23 protein-coding genes are annotated in these 20,820 nt (G+C 65.3%); 5 read left to right on the top strand and 18 right to left on the bottom strand.

The features are described from left to right. Nucleotides 1-78: 78 nt before the first annotated feature. The 6 genes from ACQKLX_RS12120 to ACQKLX_RS12095 all read right to left on the bottom strand — a co-directional run bounded on the left by ACQKLX_RS12120 (nucleotide 79) and on the right by ACQKLX_RS12095 (nucleotide 4,846). Nucleotides 79-306 carry a hypothetical protein gene (locus ACQKLX_RS12120; RefSeq protein ID WP_427361823.1) on the bottom strand — a complete coding sequence of 76 codons (228 nt, stop codon included), beginning with the start codon at nucleotides 304-306 and terminating at the stop codon, nucleotides 79-81. Between the two features lie 149 nt (nucleotides 307-455). Next, nucleotides 456-1,004, bottom strand: a complete 549-nt coding sequence (locus ACQKLX_RS12115) for a hypothetical protein (RefSeq protein ID WP_427361822.1) — start codon at nucleotides 1,002-1,004, stop codon at nucleotides 456-458. Nucleotides 1,005-1,015: 11 nt separating this feature from the next. Further along, a complete protein-coding gene (locus ACQKLX_RS12110) occupies nucleotides 1,016-1,324 on the bottom strand; it encodes an I78 family peptidase inhibitor (protein WP_427361821.1) in 309 nt (102 codons plus the stop codon). Nucleotides 1,325-1,461: 137 nt separating this feature from the next. Beyond that, a complete protein-coding gene (gene guaA, locus ACQKLX_RS12105) occupies nucleotides 1,462-3,039 on the bottom strand; it encodes a glutamine-hydrolyzing GMP synthase (RefSeq protein WP_427361820.1) in 1,578 nt (525 codons plus the stop codon). A 74-nt stretch (nucleotides 3,040-3,113) separates the two neighbouring features. Next, a complete protein-coding gene (locus ACQKLX_RS12100) occupies nucleotides 3,114-3,425 on the bottom strand; it encodes a putative quinol monooxygenase (RefSeq protein ID WP_427361819.1) in 312 nt (103 codons plus the stop codon). A gap of 122 nt (nucleotides 3,426-3,547) precedes the next feature. Next, nucleotides 3,548-4,846: an RsmB/NOP family class I SAM-dependent RNA methyltransferase gene (locus tag ACQKLX_RS12095; protein ID WP_427361818.1), complete on the bottom strand. Its 1,299-nt coding sequence runs from the start codon at nucleotides 4,844-4,846 to the stop codon at nucleotides 3,548-3,550. Between the two features lie 156 nt (nucleotides 4,847-5,002). Between ACQKLX_RS12095 and ACQKLX_RS12090 the strand changes: the two genes are divergently transcribed. After that, a complete protein-coding gene (locus ACQKLX_RS12090; protein ID WP_171019471.1) occupies nucleotides 5,003-5,140 on the top strand; it encodes a hypothetical protein in 138 nt (45 codons plus the stop codon). A gap of 155 nt (nucleotides 5,141-5,295) precedes the next feature. Here the strand turns inward: ACQKLX_RS12090 and ACQKLX_RS12085 are convergent, their stop codons facing one another. Then, a complete protein-coding gene (locus ACQKLX_RS12085) occupies nucleotides 5,296-6,012 on the bottom strand; it encodes a pentapeptide repeat-containing protein (protein WP_427361817.1) in 717 nt (238 codons plus the stop codon). A gap of 133 nt (nucleotides 6,013-6,145) precedes the next feature. Between ACQKLX_RS12085 and ACQKLX_RS12080 the strand changes: the two genes are divergently transcribed. Continuing rightward, nucleotides 6,146-7,309, top strand: a complete 1,164-nt coding sequence (locus ACQKLX_RS12080) for a glycerophosphodiester phosphodiesterase (protein ID WP_427361816.1) — start codon at nucleotides 6,146-6,148, stop codon at nucleotides 7,307-7,309. 142 nt (nucleotides 7,310-7,451) lie between these two features. Here the strand turns inward: ACQKLX_RS12080 and ACQKLX_RS12075 are convergent, their stop codons facing one another. The 8 genes from ACQKLX_RS12075 to ACQKLX_RS12040 form a co-directional block, all read right to left on the bottom strand. After that, entirely contained in the window at nucleotides 7,452-7,721 is a 270-nt protein-coding gene (locus ACQKLX_RS12075) for a hypothetical protein (protein WP_126112072.1), read from the bottom strand. 128 nt (nucleotides 7,722-7,849) lie between these two features. Further along, the gene (locus ACQKLX_RS12070; protein WP_427361815.1) at nucleotides 7,850-8,548 is read right to left on the bottom strand and encodes a hypothetical protein; all 699 of its coding nucleotides are present in this window, start codon (nucleotides 8,546-8,548) and stop codon (nucleotides 7,850-7,852) included. Between the two features lie 222 nt (nucleotides 8,549-8,770). Then, on the bottom strand, nucleotides 8,771-9,559 hold the full coding sequence (locus ACQKLX_RS12065; protein ID WP_427361919.1) for an amino acid ABC transporter ATP-binding protein: 789 nt from the start codon (nucleotides 9,557-9,559) through the stop codon (nucleotides 8,771-8,773). A gap of 18 nt (nucleotides 9,560-9,577) precedes the next feature. Beyond that, entirely contained in the window at nucleotides 9,578-10,957 is a 1,380-nt protein-coding gene (locus ACQKLX_RS12060; RefSeq protein ID WP_427361814.1) for an amino acid ABC transporter permease, read from the bottom strand. A gap of 10 nt (nucleotides 10,958-10,967) precedes the next feature. Next, the gene (locus ACQKLX_RS12055) at nucleotides 10,968-12,158 is read right to left on the bottom strand and encodes an amino acid ABC transporter permease (protein ID WP_427361813.1); all 1,191 of its coding nucleotides are present in this window, start codon (nucleotides 12,156-12,158) and stop codon (nucleotides 10,968-10,970) included. Nucleotides 12,159-12,302: 144 nt separating this feature from the next. After that, nucleotides 12,303-13,325, bottom strand: a complete 1,023-nt coding sequence (locus ACQKLX_RS12050) for an amino acid ABC transporter substrate-binding protein (RefSeq protein WP_427361812.1) — start codon at nucleotides 13,323-13,325, stop codon at nucleotides 12,303-12,305. 151 nt (nucleotides 13,326-13,476) lie between these two features. Then, nucleotides 13,477-14,496, bottom strand: coding sequence for an amino acid ABC transporter substrate-binding protein (locus tag ACQKLX_RS12045; RefSeq protein WP_427361811.1), 1,020 nt, complete (start codon nucleotides 14,494-14,496; stop codon nucleotides 13,477-13,479). A 146-nt stretch (nucleotides 14,497-14,642) separates the two neighbouring features. Continuing rightward, entirely contained in the window at nucleotides 14,643-15,668 is a 1,026-nt protein-coding gene (locus ACQKLX_RS12040; protein WP_427361810.1) for an amino acid ABC transporter substrate-binding protein, read from the bottom strand. Nucleotides 15,669-15,941: 273 nt separating this feature from the next. Between ACQKLX_RS12040 and metC the strand changes: the two genes are divergently transcribed. Further along, nucleotides 15,942-17,132: a cystathionine beta-lyase gene (gene metC / locus ACQKLX_RS12035; RefSeq protein WP_427361809.1), complete on the top strand. Its 1,191-nt coding sequence runs from the start codon at nucleotides 15,942-15,944 to the stop codon at nucleotides 17,130-17,132. Nucleotides 17,133-17,159: 27 nt separating this feature from the next. Here metC and ACQKLX_RS12030 read toward each other — a convergent pair whose 3' ends face one another. The 3 genes from ACQKLX_RS12030 to ACQKLX_RS12020 all read right to left on the bottom strand — a co-directional run bounded on the left by ACQKLX_RS12030 (nucleotide 17,160) and on the right by ACQKLX_RS12020 (nucleotide 20,012). Then, the gene (locus ACQKLX_RS12030) at nucleotides 17,160-17,504 is read right to left on the bottom strand and encodes a lipid-A-disaccharide synthase N-terminal domain-containing protein (protein WP_427361808.1); all 345 of its coding nucleotides are present in this window, start codon (nucleotides 17,502-17,504) and stop codon (nucleotides 17,160-17,162) included. Then, nucleotides 17,504-18,256 carry a glycosyltransferase family 2 protein gene (locus ACQKLX_RS12025; protein ID WP_427361918.1) on the bottom strand — a complete coding sequence of 251 codons (753 nt, stop codon included), beginning with the start codon at nucleotides 18,254-18,256 and terminating at the stop codon, nucleotides 17,504-17,506. The genes ACQKLX_RS12030 and ACQKLX_RS12025 overlap by 1 nt, the downstream gene beginning before the upstream one ends. A gap of 67 nt (nucleotides 18,257-18,323) precedes the next feature. Continuing rightward, entirely contained in the window at nucleotides 18,324-20,012 is a 1,689-nt protein-coding gene (locus ACQKLX_RS12020; protein ID WP_427361807.1) for an ArnT family glycosyltransferase, read from the bottom strand. 231 nt (nucleotides 20,013-20,243) lie between these two features. On the opposite strand from ACQKLX_RS12020, the gene ACQKLX_RS12015 reads away from it, so the two are divergent. Then, entirely contained in the window at nucleotides 20,244-20,525 is a 282-nt protein-coding gene (locus ACQKLX_RS12015; RefSeq protein ID WP_427361806.1) for a hypothetical protein, read from the top strand. 106 nt (nucleotides 20,526-20,631) lie between these two features. Next, nucleotides 20,632-20,799, top strand: coding sequence for a hypothetical protein (locus ACQKLX_RS12010; RefSeq protein WP_427361805.1), 168 nt, complete (start codon nucleotides 20,632-20,634; stop codon nucleotides 20,797-20,799). Nucleotides 20,800-20,820 lie beyond the last annotated feature (21 nt).

Here is a 20,820-nt window from a genome sequence, read left to right as displayed (position 1 = left end):
ACCCATGCCGAAACTATTTTCAGCTCAAGGATCGAGGCCACCAGGATGATCCGCGGGGCTGTGAAAGCGTAGTGCGTTCTAACGCACCATGCGCAGGAATGCCCGTTTCCCAGGAACGAGCGTCCGGTAGATCTGCGCCGCCAGCAGAACGCAGCCAATGGCTGGCCAGGCCGCGCCGACCAGCGCGATGATCAGGATGTCTTTCGCGGCAAACCGGTCGCGCTCGGCTTCGAGAATCGAATTGAGCGCGACAAAGCTCGCGATCACGAGATGCGCCGCGGCGATGATGACGAGCGCGATAAGCATCCGAACGGCCCTCCACGGGCTTGCGATCCGAGACGGCCTTCACGCTAGCGCCGGCAGACGTATCGGCAAGGACGCATGGAGCTGTCCCTGCGGGCCATTGGAGCTACCGCATCGAGCCAGCGGCGCGATGCGCTTCACCCGCGATCATCTCAACGCAGCCGCAGCCTGACGGTCGACACGGCCAGGTCGCAGGCCGGGGCGAACTCCGCCGCCTTGTCGACGCGGTAAAGGCAAATGAAGCTGTATTCCCTGCCGTCGACGACCGTCACCACATAGCGGTTGACACTCGGCCGGCCGAAGCGCCGGTTCTCGAACACCATGTCGACGGCCGGCTTGCCCAGCATCGTCGTCATCGTCGCAGACTTGAACCCGATCGACGGCACGATTGCGACGGTCTTGATGTAGTCGTCGACGATGGCCTGGCGCGTCTGCGCACTGACGTACCTGACCGTGTTCGCAGGGCGGGAATGGAACCTGATCACGACATCGCCATTTTGCGGCGTAGAGGCTTTTACTCCCGTCCGCTCACCGCTCCCGTCGGCGAACTCGGTGTCGAACCAGAAGCTGAGCGGGTACTGGAACGCATAGGAACCATCGGTTGCCCGGAAGGTCCGGGCATCCTGCGCGAGCGCGCTCGCTGCCCCTGTGACAGAGAGCGCCAGCAAGCCGGCGCGCACGGTCGTCGACAGTCCATTCACGATCGCCGGGCCTATCCGCAATAGGCGCGGACGATCCTGCCGCTCTTCGGATCGGCCTCGACGGTCACGCGCTCCTGCCGGAAATCCATCGTCACGCCCTGCCCGGGCCGGATCTGTCGGACAAGGGAGGCGCCGGTGAGTTGGCGCGCCTCGGCATCGGTGATGTGGTTCTTGCCCGCCAGGGCCTCGGCCGCATCGCGTCGGCAGCTGGCGCTCTCACCGCTCGCCTGCGCCTGGCGCCTCTCGCTTTGGCAGGCTGCTATCGTGAGAGCAGCAAGCGTCAGGGTTCCGGCGGCGAACAGCTTGGCATGGGACTTCAAAGCAATTCCCTTCCGTGATCGACCGACGACCAGTCCGCCCTGGCAAGGATGCGGCACAACCGAGGAAAGTCACCGGCCGGCTAGGACAAGGATGCGGCTACCCGACCTCGCTTCGAAAACGCCCAGCCAGGCGCGGCTCACTCCCACTCGATCGTGCCGGGCGGCTTGCTGGTGACGTCGTAGACTACCCGGTTGATGCCCTTGACCTCGTTGATGATGCGGGTCGCGGTGCGGCCGAGGAAGGCCATGTCGTAGGGGTAGAAATCCGCCGTCATGCCGTCGACCGAGGTCACGGCGCGCAGCGCGCAGACATGGTCGTAGGTGCGGTAGTCGCCCATCACGCCGACGGTACGCACCGGCAGCAGCACGGCGAAGGCCTGCCAGATCACGTCGTAGAGGCCGGCCTTGCGGATCTCATCGAGATAGATCGCATCGGCCTTGCGCAGAATGTCGAGCTTCTCCTTGGTGATCTCGCCGGGGCAGCGGATGGCGAGGCCCGGCCCCGGGAAGGGATGGCGGCCGACAAAGGCCTCGGGCAGGCCAAGCTCGCGGCCAAGCACGCGGACCTCATCCTTGAACAATTCGCGCAGCGGCTCGACGAGCTTCATCTTCATGCGCTCGGGCAGGCCGCCGACATTGTGGTGGCTCTTGATCGTCACCGAAGGTCCGCCCGAGAACGAGACGCTCTCGATCACGTCGGGATAGAGCGTGCCCTGGGCGAGGAAATCGGCGCCACCCAGCTTGGCCGCCTCGGCATCGAAGACGTCGATGAAGAGCCGGCCGATGGTCTTGCGCTTGGCTTCCGGATCGGCGCCGCACTTGGCGAGTTCCGAAAGGAAAAGCTCTTCGGCTTCAACATGGACCAGCGGGATGTTGTAGTGGTCACGGAACAGGCGGACCACCTCCTCGGCCTCGTTCATCCGCATCAGGCCATGGTCGACGAAGACGCATGTGAGCTGGTCGCCGATCGCCTCGTGGATCAGCACGGCAGCGACGGCCGAGTCGACGCCGCCGGAGAGCCCGCAGATCACCCGGCCCGTGCCGACCTGGTCGCGGATCTTCTTCTGCATCTCGGCGCGATAGGCCGACATGCTCCAGTCCGGCTTGCAGCCGCAGATGTCGACGACGAAGTTGCGCAGCAGCTTGCCGCCATCCGGGGTGTGCACCACCTCGGGGTGGAACATGGTCGAGTAGAAGCGCCTGTCCTCGTCGCTCGCCACAGCATAGGGCGCGTTCTCCGAGGTCGCCTTGACGGTGAAACCGGCGGGCAGCTGGGTGACGCGGTCGCCATGGCTCATCCAGACCGGATAGCGTCCGCCCTGCTCCCAGATGCCTTCGAACAGGGCCGAGGGCGTGACGATCTCGACATCGGCGCGGCCGAATTCGGCGGCATGGCCGCCCTCGACCTTGCCGCCGAGCTGATGCGCCATGGTCTGCTGGCCGTAGCAGATGCCGAGCAGCGGCAAGCCGGAAGAGAACACCTCCTGCGGTGCCCGTGGCGAATTGGCGTCGGGCACCGAGGCAGGGCCGCCGGAGAAGATGACGCCCTTTGGCTTCAGGCGCTGGAACGCGTCGGAGGCAGACTGGAACGGCGCGATCTCGCAATAGACCCCGATTTCGCGTACGCGACGCGCGATCAGCTGCGTCACCTGACTGCCGAAATCGATGATCAGGATGGAGTCGTGAAGGGCGGGGTTCTGGGGCTGAGCGCTCATCGCGCCCGGTTACGCCATCGCGCGCGAGCACGCAACGGCGCTGAGAGCGGATCAGGCCGGCACAGCAAGACGGCTCAGAACGAGACCCTGTCGAGGACGACCAGCTTCAGCGGCTCGGCCAGCAGGTCTCCGGCCCGGGCCTTGAACGCCTGGAAATGCGGCGTCGCCTTGTGGACTTCGAGCGCAGCCACATTGGTGAACGCCTCACGCATGTAGAAAGTGCCCGGCTCGTCCCGCAGTTCGAACAGCACATAGTCGAGACAGCCAGCCTCGGCCCGCGTCGGCTCGATCAGCGCCAGCAGACTCTGGCGCAACGCTTCCCGCTGGCCGGGTTTCGCTTTTAGGACAGCGATGGGAACAAGGGTCTCGTCGGCGGTCTGCGTCATGGTCGGCACCTGTGCTGATGAAAGTGCCTACGAGATGTCGGCACGCCCAAGATCTCACAAGACGCACAAATCGCGCCCTTAGGGACAAAACTGATACCGCCGACCCCGGATTGCGACGAGGTTCAGCCCGGCGCCGAAAGGCAGCTCAGATAAAACCCGTCCGTCCCGGTCCGGCGCGGCGAGAGCTGCAAGCCGAAGCGGGTGGCGAAACGGGCGAGCAGGCCGAAATCGACCTCGCCGGTATCGAGCAGGGAGCGCGTCGCGACCGGCTCGAAACGTTGATGCCGGGCCAGGAAGGCCTCGACCGCGCCGTCGTTCTCCTCCGGCAGCATCGAGCAGGTGATGTAGGCGATGCGACCACCCGGCTTCGCCAGGCCGGCGGCACGGTCGAGCACCTGGGCCTGTTCCTTGACGCGCTCGGCCAGCGCGCCCGGGCGAACCCGCCACTTCGCATCCGGATTGCGCCGCCAGGTGCCCGAGCCGGTGCAGGGCGCGTCGACGAGCACGAGATCGACCGAGCCTGCGAGATCGGCGAGCGCGTCATGGCCGCGGCTCTTGGGCACGCGGACCTCGACATTGCTGGCACCAGAACGGGCGAGCCGATCGTGCAGCGGCGCCAGACGGCGGCTGTCGAGGTCGGTGGCGAAGATGCGCCCCTTGCCGCCGAGCACTCCGGCGAGCGCCAGCGTCTTGCCGCCGGCGCCGGCGCAGAGATCGACGACGGTCATGCCCGGCTGCGCCGCGGCGAGCAGGGTCACGAGCTGCGAGCCCTCGTCCTGGATTTCGAATTCGCCGTCGAAGAAGCTAGGCTCGCTCTGCAGCGACGGACCGCGCCCGTCGGGACCGGGCAGGAAGCGAAGCGCGTCGGGCGACCAGGCGCCCGGCTCGGGCTGGAGGTGAGCGAGTGCGGCGCGCAATCGGCCGCGATCGGTCTTCAGCCGGTTGGTGCGAATATCCGTCGGCGCCCTGCCCGCCAGCGCCTGTCCCTCCGCGACCGCATCGTCGCCGAAGCCGGCCATGAAGGAAGGCCAGAGCCAATCCGGCACGTCGGCACGGGCCCAGCCGGGCGCAGCGTTGAGGTCGTAGGCAGCAAGACCTGCCACCTCGAACTCGGTCAGCGGCGCCGGCGCGTGATTTTGTCCGTTGAAGAGCTCCGAAATCTCCTCGACGCCGAGGCCGCGCTGGCTGACCAGCATGCCGAGCACCAGCGCCCGCGGGGTCTCTTCGCCGAGTGCATGAGCCGAGGAAGCGCGCCGGCGCAGCGCGTCATAGACCAGCGAGGCGACGGCAGCGCGATCCTTCGAGCCGGCAAAGCGGCGCGACAGCCCCCAATCCTTCAGCGCATCGGCGGCCGGGCGCCGGCGCTCGATCAGGTCCGTCAGGACCTCGATGGCGGCGCTGAGGCGGGCGGCGGGGGTCATGTCCTTCGGTTCCTGTCACTGCTTGTCGGTACAACTCTCAGGCCAGGCGCGATCTGGAACGATTCCGAAGCGCGACAGCACCCTTGACGCCCTCGTCCCACAGGGCGCAAGACGATACAACTCCTTCCGCAACGCCAACCGCCTGGGAACCCTGCAATGACCGCCCTCTCCCGTCTCGCGCTCGCCGGCCTGTTCTGCCTGTCTCTCGCCGCCTGCGCCACCCAGCCGGTCGACACCACGCCGCCGCCGGCCAAGCGCCTCGACGCCAAGACCACGCTCGAAGGCCGCCGCTGAGATCCACGGGATCGTCCAGGCCGGTGGCGCCGCGACTGGCCCGTCCCGTTCACGTCAGCGACCATGCGAAGCCCATTCCAGCCTCTGGCCGGGGTGGGCTTTCTCTTGGCGGGATTGCAGAGTGGGGAATCTGAGCAAGCGCGCTCAGGCAGTGCTCACTTTCTGCGAACGTCGAGGCCCAAGGCCCTGGCGATGACAATCGTCTGGTCGATCGTGATGATCGCGCCGCCGAGCTGGGTATTGGCGGGCTCCAGCGCACTCAGATCGCTTCCTCGCAGGTCACAGTTCGAAAAATCGGCGCTGTGCAGCCAGGCTCCGGACAAATCGACCTCCCGGATCGAGCCATCCTGGCAGCGCGCGCCGGTCAGGTCTGCCTCCCGCATGCGGGTGCCGCGGAAGCGCGCTTTCCGCAAATCCGCTCCGGGCAGGCCGACGAAGGACCAGTCTCCATCGACGACCTGCATGCTGTCGAACTGACAGCCGTCGAACATGCTTCCTACGAGTTTGCATTCCGTGAAGCTCGCGTCGAAGAAATTGCACGCGATGAAGGTGCAATTCACGAACGCCGCGCTGTGATGCTTGGAGCCGTTGAAGCGCGCCCGGCGAAAGGTGCAGTCCTTGAAAACGCAGCCGGTGTCCCGGGCCTCGCTCAGATCGAGCTCGGCAAACAGCGTGCTTTGAAAGCGTCGCCGGTCGAGCTCGTCGCCATACCAGTCCGCGCCGGCAATCGTTTCGACCGTCTCGGGGACAGGTTCGCCATATCGTCGTTCAGCCATGATCTCTCTGCTCGTTCGAAACCCGGCCAGCCTGCGGAAGGTGTCGGTCTGCTTCTGTTTGCAGCGCCGAAATTCGAGTGGCGTACGAACCGGCACCTTACCTGATTCCGGCCTCCTCAATCCGGGCGAGAGCCACGACACTTTCCTCGAATCCGAGCGCGGGTTTTCATGGCCGTGTCATATCCGGTGCCTTAAGGTCGCGCGCATTTCCGCGAGACTAGGTCAAATCATGATAAAGAACCTCCTTCTCTCGACATCGCTTCTCACCGCATTGGCTCTCCAGGCTCCGGCCGTACAGGCGCAGAGCCCGGCCCCCACCCTCGACGGCAAGCCGGCCTTGATCGTTGCCCACCGCGGCGCCAGCGGCTACCTGCCCGAGCACACGCTCGAAGGCTACAAGCTCGCGATCGAGCAGGGCGCCGACTTCATCGAGCCCGACCTCGTCTCGACCAGGGACGGCCACCTCGTCGTCCGCCACGAGCCGATGCTATCGGGCACCACCGACGTCTCGACCCGCCCCGAATTCGCCGCGCGCAAGACCACACGCAAGGTCGACGGCGTCGACACCAGCGACTGGTTCGCCTCCGATTTCACGCTCGCCGAGCTCAAGACGCTGCGCGCCAAGCAGGCTTTCGCCGACCGCGACCAGTCGCATAACGGCAAATATGAGATTCCGACGCTGCAGCAGGTGATCGACCTCGCCAAGGCCGAGAGCGCCCGCACCGGCCGCACGATCGGCATCTACCCCGAGATCAAGCACTCGACCTATCATTCGGCCTTAGGCCTTGCGATCGAGGACAAGCTGCTCGACCAATTGAAGGCGGCCGGCTGGAGCGAAAAGACCTCGCCGGTATTCATCCAGAGCTTCGAGACGGCGAACCTCAAATATCTGCGCGGCAAGACGCAGCTTCGCCTGATCCAGCTCGTCGACGCCGACGATGTCGATAAGGATGGCGGCATCGTGCTCGCCGCTCCGTTCGACAAGCCCTATGATTTCGTCGTCACCGGCGACAAGCGCACTTTCAAGGATCTCGTCACGGCCGAGGGGCTGAAAGAGATCAAGACCTATGCCGACGGCGTCGGCCCCTGGAAGCCCTATCTGATGCCGGCCAAGCAGATGCTTGGCGACGACGGCAAGCCGCGCGATCTCAACGGCGATGGCGCGATCGACGAGCGCGACCGGGTGCTGCTGCCGCCGACCGACGTTGTCAAGAACGCCCATGCGGCCGGGCTTTTCGTCCACACCTGGACCTTCCGCAGCGAGCCCAAGCGCCTCGTCTCCGATTTCAAGGGTGACTCGGCAGCCGAGTACAAGGCCTATCTGGCGCTCGGCATCGACGGATTGTTCTCCGATTTTCCAGACCAGGCCGTGAAGGCGCGCAACGCCAAGTGACCCTGCCGGCAAAACAAGACCGCCACACCGACTGGGTGCGGCGGTCTCGCAGACACGACTAGACTGAACTCAACTCACGGATAGACCATCGTTTATCGCATTTTCTTCACGGGAACCGGTGTCCACTTCGCTTGAAAATGCTCTAGTCGCAGACGCGTACCGTGCGACGGATTTCCCCGCGCGGGGTCTCGCGAATCCGCGTTTCGGTGCGGCAATCGCGCTCGGCGCGATAGGCCCGGCGGCGCTCCCAGCGATCACGCTCGCGCCAGCGATCCTCGCGATCCATCGCGCGCTGATGCGGCGTGCGCGGGTCGATCCTGACGCCGCCCGGCCCGATATCCACGGACTGCGCGAAAGCGCCGGAGCCGGCGAGCAGCAGGCCCGCAGCGAGGGTCGAAGCAAGCAGTTTCATCGGGTTTTCCTCCATTGTTGGGGAAAGCAACGATGCGGGCCGGCAAAGGTTCCGTCCTTTGTGAGCGCGAGCCGACTTCAATCCACGCCGATGGAAGCGCACACTCCCGCACAGTCAGGGCTGCGCTCCTACCCGAAGAGAACGTCGATGCCGTATCCGGGCCCCTGATTGTTCTCGAACTGCTGGTAGGAACCCCAGTGCTGGATCGTGCTGAGGTCGGTTCCGTCACGATCGGCCGCAGCGTCGCCGCCGATGCCGTAGACGGTGACCTTTCCGCCCTCGGTGTTGGTGAAGACGCTGTTCGAGCTTGTCGACTGGTTGCGGTCATAGGACCAGTTGCCGCCCCAGAACTCGAGCTTGTCGATGCCCTTGTCGAAGCCCCAGACCTCGCCGGTGCCGGTGAACTCGTCGCCGAAGACGAAGACGTCGCGCTCGTCGCTGTAGTCCTGCATCTTCACGAAGGAGCCCTTCTCGGCGATGAGCTTGTCCGCGCCGGCGCCGCCGTCCATCTCGAAGCTGCCGCCCTTGTTGAGATGGCCGCCCTGGGCGCTCCTCTCGATCACGAGCAGGTCGTTGCCGTTGCCGCCGGCGAGATAGGTATTGTTGCCCTGGCTGCTGCCGGAGCCGCCGGCCCAGGTGCCATTGTTGCCGCCGGCCCTGACGGTGTCGTTGCCTTCGCCGCCGCGCAATTGGTCGATGCCGCCGTTGCCCTGGATGAGATTGTCGAGGACGGAATTGCGCTGACCGCCGATCCAGTCGCCATCGATCGAATCATTGCCGGCGGTGCCGTTCAGCAGCTTGCCGTAGGGATACCAGATGACCTGCATTGTCGCCTCCTAGAGTCGACCGAACGCCCCATGCGTCCGCTCTGATCAGGAAAACGGAAACGGCGCGAGAATCCGGACACCGCGATTTCGACGATTTGCGTGGGTCGGCCGCACCGTTCATGGGCACAGCCTCGACCAACCCAACGGCTCGCGTCCGGCGGACCGCCTAAACGCAAACGGCGCCCGCGAGGGGCGCCGTCGCAGAAGGATAACTCGATCTGATCAGTGCAGGATCTGGCTGAGGAAGAGCTTGGTGCGCTCGTGCTGCGGGTTCTTGAAGAACTCGTTCGGCTCGTTCATCTCGACGATCTGGCCGGCGTCCATGAAGATCACCCGGTCGGCAACCTGGCGGGCGAAGCCCATCTCGTGGGTGACGCAGAGCATGGTCATGCCCTCGTCGGCCAGCGAGACCATGGTGTCGAGCACCTCCTTGACCATTTCCGGGTCGAGCGCCGAGGTCGGCTCGTCGAACAGCATGATCTTCGGGCTCATGCACAACGAGCGGGCAATCGCCACGCGCTGCTGTTGGCCGCCAGAGAGCTGGCCGGGGTATTTACTCGCCTGCTCGGGGATCTTGACGCGCTTGAGATAGTGCATCGCGATCTCCTCGGCATCCTTCTTGGGCATCTTCTTCACCCAGATCGGCGCCAGCGTCAGGTTTTCGAGAATGGTCAGGTGCGGGAACAGGTTGAAGTGCTGGAAGACCATGCCGACGTCGCGGCGGATCTCGTCGATCTTCTTGAGGTCGTTGGTCAGCTCGGTTCCGTCTACGACGATCTGGCCCTTCTGGTGCTCCTCAAGCCGGTTGATGCAGCGGATCATCGTCGACTTGCCCGAACCGGACGGGCCGCAGATGACCAGCTTCTCGCCGCGCGAGACCTTGAGGTTCACGTCGCGCAGCACATGGAATTCGCCATACCACTTGTTGACGCCGATCATCTCGACGGCGGTGGCGGTGTTGAGCGCTGTCGGTTTCAGGGCCGCCGGACGCGAGCTGGTGGTTTCTGCCATGGACATCTTTTTATCCCCTCAACGCTTCTGGCCGGCGGCGAGCCGCTTCTCGACAGCGATCGAGTAGCGCGACATGCCCCAGCAACACAGGAAATAGAAAATCGCAGCGAAAGCATAGCCCGTCGAGCGGGTCGTCGGCGTCGCCCAGGTCGGATCGACCAGCGTCGCCTCGATGGTGCGCAGGAAGTCGAAGATGCCGACGATGGTGACCAGCGTCGTATCCTTGAACAGCCCGATGAAGGTGTTGACGATGCCCGGGATCACGATGCGCAGCGCCTGCGGCAGGATGATCAGCCGCATCATGCTCCAGTAACCGAGGCCGAGCGACATCGCGCCCTCGTACTGACCCTTCGGCATCGCCTGCAGACCGCCGCGCACCACCTCCGCCATATAGGCGGCGGCGAAGAGCGCGACGCCGACAAGCGGACGCAGCAACCGGTCCGGCGAATACTCCTGCGGCACGAACAGCGGCAGCATGGTGTTGGCCATGAACAGCACAGTGATCAGCGGCACGCCGCGGACGAACTCGATGAAGATCACCGAGAGCAGCTGGATGATCGGCAGCTTGGAGCGTCGGCCCAGCGCCAGGACCACGCCCAGCGGCAACGAGAAGACGATGCCGACAGCCGCGATCAGGAAGGTCACGGTCACGCCGCCCCAGAGGCCGGTGTCGACCCGGGGCAAGCCGGGACCGTTCGCCAGCAGGGTGAGGAAGCCGAAAACGACGAGGGCGAACAGGACGAGCTGCTTCGGCCCGAAGAAACGTTTCCAGACCGGAAGCTGTTCGACGACGCCGAGCGCGGCCTCACCGATATAGAAACGGACGAGCTGCGGCACGAAGGACAGGATGACGTAGAGCGCCGCGAGCGCCAGGGTCAGCGTCATGCAGATGCCGAGGAAGCGCTCGGCGCCCGGGCCGCCGAGCAGCAGCACATAGGCCGAGATCGGCAGCAGCACGAAGAAGAAGAAGATGCCGAGTTTCTTCTTCGGCGCATTCGTCCACAGCAGCCAGGCAACGCCGAGCGCGAACATCACGAAGACGATGTTGACCCGCCAGCGCTGGTTGATGGGATAGGAGCCGTAGATGAAGTACTGGAAGCGGTCGGCGATATAGGCCCAGCAGGCGCCGACCGGCCGGCCGACCTTGTCGGCAAGGCAGGCGTCGCGGTTGGCGCCGGTCCACACCGCGTCCAGGAAATAGAAGCGGATCATCCCCGGGACGGTGTCGACCACGAGGTACACGCAGACCAGCGTCAGCGCGATGTTGAGCGGGCTGGAGAGCAGGTGCTGCCTGACCCAGGCGAGCGGTCCGGCGACCGAGAGCGGCGCCGGCTGCTGTTCCAGAGTTTCCTTGCGGACGAAGGCGTAGGGAGCCATTTCGGTGGTTGCGTCGGTCATCGGGGCGCCCTCACCGTTCCACCAGCGCCATGCGCTTGTTGTAGATGTTCATGAACAGAGACGTGACCAACGAGATGGTCAGGTAGACCGCCATGGTGATGGCGACGACCTCGACGGCCTGGCCGGTCTGATTCAGCACGGTTCCCGTGAAAACCTGGACCAGGTCGGGGTAGCCGATCGCGACCGCGAGCGAAGAGTTCTTGGTCAGGTTGAGATAGTTCGAGGTCAGCGGCGGGATGATCACGCGCATCGCCTGAGGGATGACCACGAGCTTCAGCGTCGGCCCGGCCCTCAGGCCGAGCGCATTGGCCGCCTCGGTCTGCCCCTTCGAAACGGCGAGGATGCCGGCACGGACCACTTCGGCGATGAAGCCGGCGGTGTAGGTCGTGAGGCCGATCAGCAGCGCGACGAACTCCGGGAAGATCTGGATGCCGCCGCGCAGGTTGAAGCCGGCAAGCTCGGGATAGACGAAGGTGATCGGCCGGCCGGTGACGAAGTAGACCAGCGTCGGCAGGATCACGATCAGGCCGAAAGCCACCCAGCCGATCGGGTATTGCCTGCCGGTCGCGGCCTGCTGCTTGCGGGCCCAGGAGCGGAAGACGAAGGTCGCGACGAGACCGATCAGGAACGCCCAGATGATCAGGTTGCCGCCGGGACCGAATTGCGGGTCGGGGATGTAGAGGCCGCGATTGTTGAGCAGCGCGCCGGCCGGCAGCTCGATCGACTGGCGCGGATTGGGCAGCGGCTTCAGCACCGCATTGTACCAGAAGAACAGCTGCAGCAGCAGCGGCACGTTGCGAATGACCTCGACATAGATCATCGCGATCTTCGACACGATCCAGTTGCTCGATAGCCGCGCGACGCCGACAAAGAAGCCGAGGAAGGTCGAGAGCACGATGCCGATCGAGGCGACGAGCAGCGTGTTGAGCAGGCCGACCCAGAAGGCACGGCCATAGGTGCCGCTCGAGGCGTCGTAGGGGATCAGCTTCTGGTTGATATCGAATCCGGAAGCGTTGTGCCAGAAGCCGAAGCCGGAGGCGATCTTCTGAGCCCGCAGGTTCTCGATCGCGTTCGAGGCCGCGGACCAGATCAGGAAGCCTACCACTGCGAGCAGCAGGATCTGATAGAAATAGCCCCGGATTTTCGGGTCGTAGAGCAGCGAGGCTTTGCCCGGCTTGACCTCTGCGGAAGTAGTCGACACGTCTGACGCCCTTCTGAGTGTTGGCGACCGCGGGTCCGGCAGCGACCCTGAACGAAGCGCTGCCGGCCGGTATTGTTATCCGGTTCGCCGGAACAAGACAGCTTCAATGAATGATGCGCGGCCCCGGCCGTGCATCGGCGTTTCTCAACGGATCGGCGGCGCGTATTGCAGCCCGCCCTTGCTCCAGAGCGCATTCTGGCCGCGCGCAATCTTGAGGAGCGAGCCAGAGCCGACATTGCGCTCGAAACTCTCGCCGTAATTGCCGACATGCTTGATGATCCGGTAGGCCCAATCGTTGGTCAGGCCCATCGGCTCGCCGAACTTGCCTTCCGTCCCGACGAAACGCTTGATCTCGGGATTCTCGGATTTGAGCATCTGATCGGCATTCGCCTTCGTGATGCCCAGCTCCTCGGCATTGATCATGGCGAAGAGCGACCATTTGACGATATCGAGCCAGACATCGTCGCCGTGGCGGACAACGGGGCCGAGCGGCTCCTTCGAGATGATCTCCGGCAACACCATGTGATCTTCGGGATTCGAGAGCGTCAGGCGCTCGGCATAGAGGCCCGAGGCGTCGGTGGTGAATGCGTCACAGCGGCCGGACTCATAGGCTTTGACCGTTTCCTGGTTGGAGGCGAAGGCGACAACCTCGTACTTGATGTTGTTGCTGCGAAAATAGTCGGCGAGGTTGAGCTCGGTCGTGGTCCCCTGCTGGGTGCAGATCGAAGCGCCGGCGAGCTTCAGCACGGAATCGATACCGAGCTTCTTGCGCACCATGAAGCCCTGGCCGTCATAGTAGTTGACGCCAGCAAAATTCAACCCCAGCGCGGTATCGCGCGAGATCGTCCAAGTCGTCGTACGCGAGAGAAGATCGACCTCGCCCGATTGCAGCGAGGTGAAGCGGTCCTTGGCCGAGAGCGGAATGAATTTGACCTTGGCCGGATCGTTGAAGATCGCCGAGGCGACGGCGCGGCAGACGTCCACGTCCATGCCGGTCCAGTTGCCCTGCTGATCGGGGATACCGAACCCGGCGAGACCGGTTCCCGAGCCGCAGTGCAAGATACCGCGGTTCTTGACCTGTGCCAGAGTAGGCGACTGAGCCGATGCTCCGCTTGCGCATATGGCAGCCGTGACGGCGATGAACGCCGCGCCAATGACTTGTTTCATGGTTGTTCTGTCCCCTGTTTGGCGGAGCGGTTCTCCCGCTCTCGATTAGCTAGCAAGCCCTAGGCCAGTCCCCACCGGCCGCCATCTCCTCTCTCTTTCTCGCCGACAAAAGCCGCTGGCCCGACACGTCAGCGCTTACCGCGCCGGAACCTCACCGGATCGGAGGCGCGTACTGCAATCCCCCCTTGGTCCAGAGCGCGTTCTGGCCACGCGACATCCTCAGCACCGAGCGGCTGCCGACGGTGCGCTCGAAGCTCTCGCCGTAATTGCCGACATGCTTGACGATCCTGTAGGCCCAGTCATTGCTCAGGCCGAGCCCCTCTCCGAACTTGCCGTCGACGCCGAGCAGGCGCTTGATCTCCGGATTGGTCGATCCCCGCATCTGGTCGACATTCGCCTTGGTCACGCCGAGTTCCTCGGCGTTCAGCATGGCGAAATGGACCCAGCGCACCAACTTGAACCATTGCGGGTCATTGTCACGGGTGAGCGGGCCGAGCGGCTCCTTCGAGATGATCTCGACGAGAACCATATGATCGTCCGGCGTGGTCAGCTTCAGGCGCTCGGAATAGAGGGACGAGGCGTCCGTGGTGAAGGCGTCGCAGCGGCCGGCATCGTAGGCCTTCAGCGTCTCGGGCCCGGTATCGAAAGCGACGATGGTGTGCCTGAGATTGTTGATTTTGAAATAGTCGACGACGTTGAGCTCGGTCGTGGTGCCGCGCTGCACGCAGATCGAGGCGCCGGCCAGCTGCATCACCGACATGACGCCGAGCTTTCGGCGCACCATCAGGCCCTGGCCGTCATAATAGTTGACGTTGGTGAAGAGCAGGCCGGGCGGCGTGTCGTTCGTGATGGTCCAGGTCGAGTTGCGCACGAGCACGTCGACGTCACCGGCCAGCAGCGCCTTGAAGCGGTCATTGGCCGAGAGCGGGGCGAACTTGACCTTGGCCGGATCGTTGAAGATCGCCGCGGCGATGGCACGGCAATACTCGACGTCGAGGCCGCTCCAGTTGCCCTGCGCGTCGGGGGCGCCGAAACCGATCAGGCCGGTATTCGAGCCGCAGTTCAGAACGCCCCTGCTCTTGATCTGAGCGAGGGTCTGCTGCGCCTGCGCGTTCGCGGAGCCGAATACCGCCGCGACGGCGAAGAGCGCCGCGCTGATGATCCTGATCATGCGTATCCCCTGTCTGGCGGAACGGGTTCGTCCCGTTCTCGGTCGGTGGGCGAGCGCGCGACCGGATGCAGCCCTACGAACCCACCTTGTCCAGTTTCCCGGAAAGAATCGGGGCGGACGCCGCCGGCGCCCGCCCCGCTCAATGTTTAGCGAACCGGCGGGGCGTATTGCAGCCCGCCCTTGGTCCACAGCGCGTTCTGGCCGCGAGCGATCTTCAGCAGCGAGCCCTGGCCGACATTGCTTTCGAAGCTCTCGCCGTAATTGCCGACGTGCTTGATGATCCGGTAGGCCCAATCGGCGGTCAGACCGACGCTCTCGCCGAACTTGCCCTCGGTTCCGAGCAGGCGCTTGATCTCCGGATTGCTCGACTTCAGCATCTCGTCGACATTCGCCTTGGTCACGCCGAGCTCCTCGGCGTTCAGCATGGCGTAGTGGACCCACTTCACCAGACCGAACCACTGGGAGTCGTTGTTGCGGGTCGACGGGCCGAGCGGCTCCTTCGAGATGATCTCGGGCAGGACCATATGGTCGTCCGGCGCGGTCAGCTTCAGGCGCTCGGCATAGAGGCCCGAAGCGTCGGTGGTGAAGGCGTCGCAGCGGCCGGAATCATAGGCCTTGACCGTCTCGTCCGAGGTCGCAAAGGCGACGACTTCGTACTTCAGGTTGTTGGCGCGGAAGAAGTCGGCGAGGTTGAGCTCGGTGGTGGTGCCCTGCTGGGTGCAGACCGAGGCGCCGTTGAGCTGCAGAGCCGAGGTCACGCCGAGCTTCTTGCGGACCATGAAGCCCTGGCCGTCATAGTAGTTCACGCCGGTGAACTGCAGGCCGAGCGCCGTGTCGCGCGACATCGTCCAGGTCGAGTTGCGCACGAGCACGTCGACCTCGCCCGACTGCAGGGCCGTGAAGCGGTCCTTGGCCGAGAGCGGGATGAACTTCACCTTGGTCGGATCGTTGAACACCGTCGCCGCGATGGCGCGGCAGAAATCGACGTCGAGACCCTTCCAGTTGCCCTGCGCATCCGGCACGCCGAAGCCGGCGAGGCCGGTATTCGAGCCGCAGTTCAGAATGCCGCGGCTCTTCACCTGATTGAGCGTCTGCGGCGCCTGCGCCTGTGCGCTCGCCGTAGCCAGCGCGAAGCCGAACCCGGCGATCGCGGCTGCCATGAATTTCTTCATCTTGATGTCTCCCGTTGATGGCCCCGCCGGCGCCTGCCGGCCGGAACGTGCCGGTCCCCTCGCATCGTCGCGACTTGCTGCCCCGTTCGATGCCCAAAACTTATGCGAAGTTCGGCGCTGGCCGATTGCCAGAGCCATGCATGAGCGTCAAGCAAGGGCGACTGGTATATCTGCCTCTTTTCACGATCAGCATCACATGCGACTTTCGGGGGGTGGTCAAGTGCGGCCACAACCCGCGCCACCCTGATCTCGCCTGCACACGTCTCCCGGCCCATGAAAAAGCTGTCCAAGCCCGAATTCGCGCGGCTGCGCGAGAAGACCCGTCTTGCCCTCGCCGGCCGCGATCCGACCGACAGCTACGGCTTCGTCAACCCGCCGATCGTCCGCGGCTCGACGGTGGTCTATCCGAACACGCAGGACTTTCTGGTCCGCAAGGCGCGCTACACCTATGGCACGCAAGGCAACCCGACGATCGACGCGCTGCTGGCGGCGGTCAACACGATGGAGGGCGGCGCCGGCTCCGTCGTGGTGCCCTCCGGCCTGCTCGCCTGCACCCTGCCGATGCTGGCGATGCTCTCCGCCGGCGATCACCTTCTGGTGACGGACAGCGTCTATCGCCCGACGCGGATCTTCTGCGACAGGATGCTGCCCCGCTACGGCATCGAGGTCAGCTACTACGATCCGGCGGTCGGCGCCGACATCGCCGCGCTGTTCAAGCCCAACACCAAAGCCGTGTGGACGGAGGCTCCGGGTTCCCAGACCTTCGAGATGCAGGACATTCCGGCGATCGTCGCGGCGGCGCATGCGCGAGACGTGCTGGTGATGATGGACAACACCTGGGCGACGCCGCTCTTCTTCGACGCACACGCGTTCGGCGTCGACCTCTCGGTCCAGGCCGGCACCAAGTACTATGCCGGCCATTCCGACGTACTGATCGGCACCGTCTCTGCCCGCACGCCCGAGCTGTACAAACGTCTGCGCGAGAGCTGGGAGACGCTCGGGCTGATCATCGCGCCGGAAGACGCATTTCTGACGCTGCGCGGCATCCGCACCATGGCGGTCAGGCTGAAGGAGCAGATGCCGGCTGGGATCGAGATGGCGAACTGGCTCGCCGCCCGTCCCGAGGTCGCCCGCGTGCTGCATCCGGCGCTGCCGAGCGATCCCGGCCACGCCATCTGGAAGCGTGACTTCACCGGCGCCTCCTCGCTCTTCGCGATCGAATTGCATCCGGTGGCGATGAAGGCGGTCGCCGCCATGCTCGACGAGCTCGCCCTGTTCGGCATGGGCGCCTCCTGGGGCGGCTATGAGAGCCTGGTGCTGCCGTTCGACTGCACGCCCTACCGCACCGCGACCAAGCCCGGCTTCAAGGGCCCGACGATCCGCCTGCATATCGGGCTCGAGGATCTCGAGGACCTGAAGGAGGATCTCGACGCCGGGTTCGCCCGGCTCAGAGCAGCGAGCTAAATCCCGAGGCGTCGGGCGAAGACCGCCTCAGCCCGGACCCGAGTTCGTGTCCTCGCCGCGCGCCCTCGCCCGCAGCACGAACTGCAAGTTGCGCAGGTAGACGAACACGCCGAAGCCCTGGCCGAGGATGAAGACCGGATCGCGGCGGTAGAGCGCATAGATCAGAAGCAGCATGCCGCCGCCGATCGAGAACCACCAGAAGGTCATCGGCACGACCGAGCGCTGCGCCTTCTCGCTGGCGAGCCACTGCACCACGAAGCGCATGGTGAAGAGGCCCTGCGCGACCACGCCGAGCAGCACCCACCAGTCGACATTGTTGACGAAGACGTCGTGGAAATAATTCCCGATCATGTTCTGCAGATCGATGAGCATCAGCGCGCCTCCGTCGCGATCTGCGGCACGCGCTTGCGGCGCCGGATCAGCCACCAGACACCGGCGAGATCGAGGATCCCGACCCAGAGCCGGTCGAAGAAACCGTAATTCGAGACGCCGGTCAGGCGCTGGCGATCGCGCACGTCGTGATGCAGCACGGCGAGGCCCTCGCGCACCATGAGCGCCGGCATGAAGCGGTGCAGCGCGTCGAAATAGGGCAACGCCAGATAGGCATCGCGGCGGAAACATTTCAGGCCGCAGCCGGTATCGCGCGTGCCGTCCTTCAGGATCGCGCCGCGGACCTTGTTGGCGATGCGCGACTGCATGCGCTTGAAGCCGGTATCCTTGCGCCCGACCCGCTGGCCCTGGACCAGGCCGACCGAAGCCCCTGCCGCCTCGAGCTGCACCAGCATCGCCGGGATGAAGGCGGGGTCGTTCTGGCCGTCGCCGTCGAGGGTCGCGACGATCGGCGCCCTCGCCGCCCTCACCCCGCTGCGCACAGCCGCCGACTGGCCGCAGGACTGGGCATGACGCACGACCCGCAGCCAGGGCCGCGTCACGGCGAGGTCGGCGAGCGCCGCGGCGGTGCCGTCGCTCGATCCGTCATCGACATAGACCAGCTCGAAGACGCCGATATCGGCGCAGGCGACCTCGATGTCGCGGACGAGCGGGGCGATGTTGCCCTGTTCGTTGCGCACCGGCACGACGATGCTGAGCCGGGGCTGACCGTCTGAAGGCACGATTTCGGTCACGGATTCCAAGTCTTTCTGCATTGCGGCGCGCAAACTGCGTCAAGCGCCGCGGCGGAGCAAGCGTCGATCACTCGCGGACATAGACGCTCATCTCGAGGCGCCTGCCGCCATTGAGGTTGAAACCGGAGATCGTGGTCAGCAGCCGCGGTGTCGCCCCCGAGGCGGCGAGCCCCTGGCGGAAGCCGTCGAGGAAGCGGCTCTCGACCAGCGCGACGCGGCAGCCGGGCTCGCGCAGGAAGCCGGCCGCGGCACTGCCGTCCGCGCCCATGCGCAGATCGGTGCCGACCAGGAAGACGAGGCTCGGCTCGCGATAACCGACGGTCATCACCTGTGGATTCCGGCAGCTCACGGCCTGCACCGCCTCGGCCAGCCGCGGCGACAGCTTGAGGCCGCGCAGGCTCGGCGAAGCCAGGCCGTAGACGCCGGCGCCGAGTAGCAGGCTCGCGACCACGCCGCGCCAGAGCGCGCCCTCGAACGCGCCCTTCCGGAAGGCCAGGAAGCTGCGGAAAGCGACGAGGAGCGCGAGCGCCAGCAGCGGCAGAGCGAGCCAGGGCAAGGTCCTGTCGAGCGTCCAGGTGCCGTAGAGCAGCACGCCGACGAGCGCCGCCGGCACCAGCACCACGAGGAAGGCGGTCAGGTCCGATCCACGGCGGAAGCGGTCGATCCCGCCATTGACCAGAGCGAGCAGGAGCAGTGCGGTGATCGCGGGATAAAGCGGCAGCACGTAGTGCGGCAGCTTGGTCGGCACGGCCTCGAAGACGAGCCAGGACGGCACGATCCAGGCTAGCAGGAACAGGATCTGCGGCTCGCGGCGCTTCACCCAGGCGAAGGGGATCGCCATCGCGGCAAGCGCCGCCGAAGGCCAATAGGTGCCGAAGAACAGCAGCAGATAAAGGCCGGGCGGCCCCCAGTGCTTCTCCTGCCCCTCCCCGACCTTGGCGAGCATGTCCTTGCCGACGCTCTCGGCAAAGAAATCGCCGCCGGTCTTCACCGCGATGGCGACGAACCAGGGCAGCACGACGACGAGACAGAGCAGCAGGCCGAAGCCGGGACGGAGCGGCGCGAACCAGCGCAGCGAGCGCTCGCGGATAGCGAGAACGAGCGTCGCCAGCCCCCAGACCATCGGCACGATCGGCCCCTTGAGCAGCAGTCCGAGCGCCGTCGCCGACCAGAACACCAGCCAGTTCCAGCGGCTCGGCACGAAGGCGAGCGAGCGCGTCCAGTCGAGCCAGGCACGGGCGAGCGCGCCCATGGTCGCGACCGCGCAGGCGGCGAGCAAGGCATCGGTCTTGGCGAAGCGGGCCTCGACGCCGAGCAGCACCGCAGCCGCCATCAGGGCCCCGCCGAGCAAGGCGAGGCGCGTACCGACGAAGGCGAGCAGCGCCCAATAGGTCAAGAGAACGGTCGCGATCGCGCCGATCAGCGAGGGCAATCGATAGAGCCACATCGTCGTGCGCGCCTGCGGCACGCCGAGCGCCTCACCGGCGGCAACGCTCGCCGCCTGCAGCCAGTAGATGCCGACCGGCTTCTTGTGCCTGGCCTCGTCCTGGAACCGGATATCGACGAAGTCACGCGTCTCCAGCATCTGCTTGCTCGCCTGGGCGAAGCGCGGCTCATCGCGATCGAAGGGTTGCAGGCTGGCAAAGCCGGGCAGGAAGGCGGCAAGCGACAAAAGGACCAGCAGCAGGCACGCGCGCCGATGGCTCGCCGAGGCGAAGCTAGCGAGCCGGTCGAGACCGGAGCCGAGCGAGATCATCGATACTCCTTGCCGCGGCAGGGCTGGAACGCGGAGGTTGCGGGCAGTGACCAGGGAGCGGGCGCTTCACGAACCGGATGCGGCCGGGCCCATGCCCCGCCTTTCGGGCGCGATCATGACCGATCCAGCCGCGGGGCGTTTACGACTTCGCGCCCAACGGGGCAAGATGCGCCCCTGCCCTGTGGCGACGAAGCGCTGGCTTCTGCCATGGCACAGGGCCGGGAGATCGTCATGGTGAGGATTCTGCTGCGGGCGATCTGGATCGGTTGCCTCGGCATGCTGCTTTCCATGCTGGCTGCCTTAGCCATCGTGGCGGCCGTCCTGCTGTTCGATCCGAAATGCGGTCCGGGCGATTCCGGCGGCTGCGCCATGGGGTTGGTCACGGTCACGCTCGGGGCTGCCCTCCCCGGCTTCATCATCGGTTTCGCCGGCCATCTCGCCCTGACTTTCTGGCGCAGGCGCCCGACCCTGCCGACGATCCGCCAACTGCGCAATTGGGGGCGAGAGGGGTGAAGACCACGGCGTCGCTGGCGGCCGGGGAAGCGGAACCCTATCTCGGATGGAGGGTTGACGCTCCGGTTGCACGGAAACGTCGGTGCAGGCCGAAAGGAACAGGATCATGAAGAACCCGATCGCGGTTCATACCGATGAGGACTACGAGCAGGCGCAGCAGCGCGTGGCCGAACTCAATGCCGCCCCTGACAGCAGGGAGAAGGACCGCGAACTCGAGGCATTGGCGGAAGCCATGCTGGCTTTCGAGCTGCGCCGCGACGAGGCACAGGAATGAGCCGGCAGGGCGGGCCTGGCT

This window comes from Allobosea sp. NPDC003192 (assembly GCF_050275675.1).
Lineage (GTDB): Bacteria > Pseudomonadota > Alphaproteobacteria > Rhizobiales > Beijerinckiaceae > Allobosea.
This window is presented reverse-complemented; position numbering and strand designations above follow the sequence as displayed.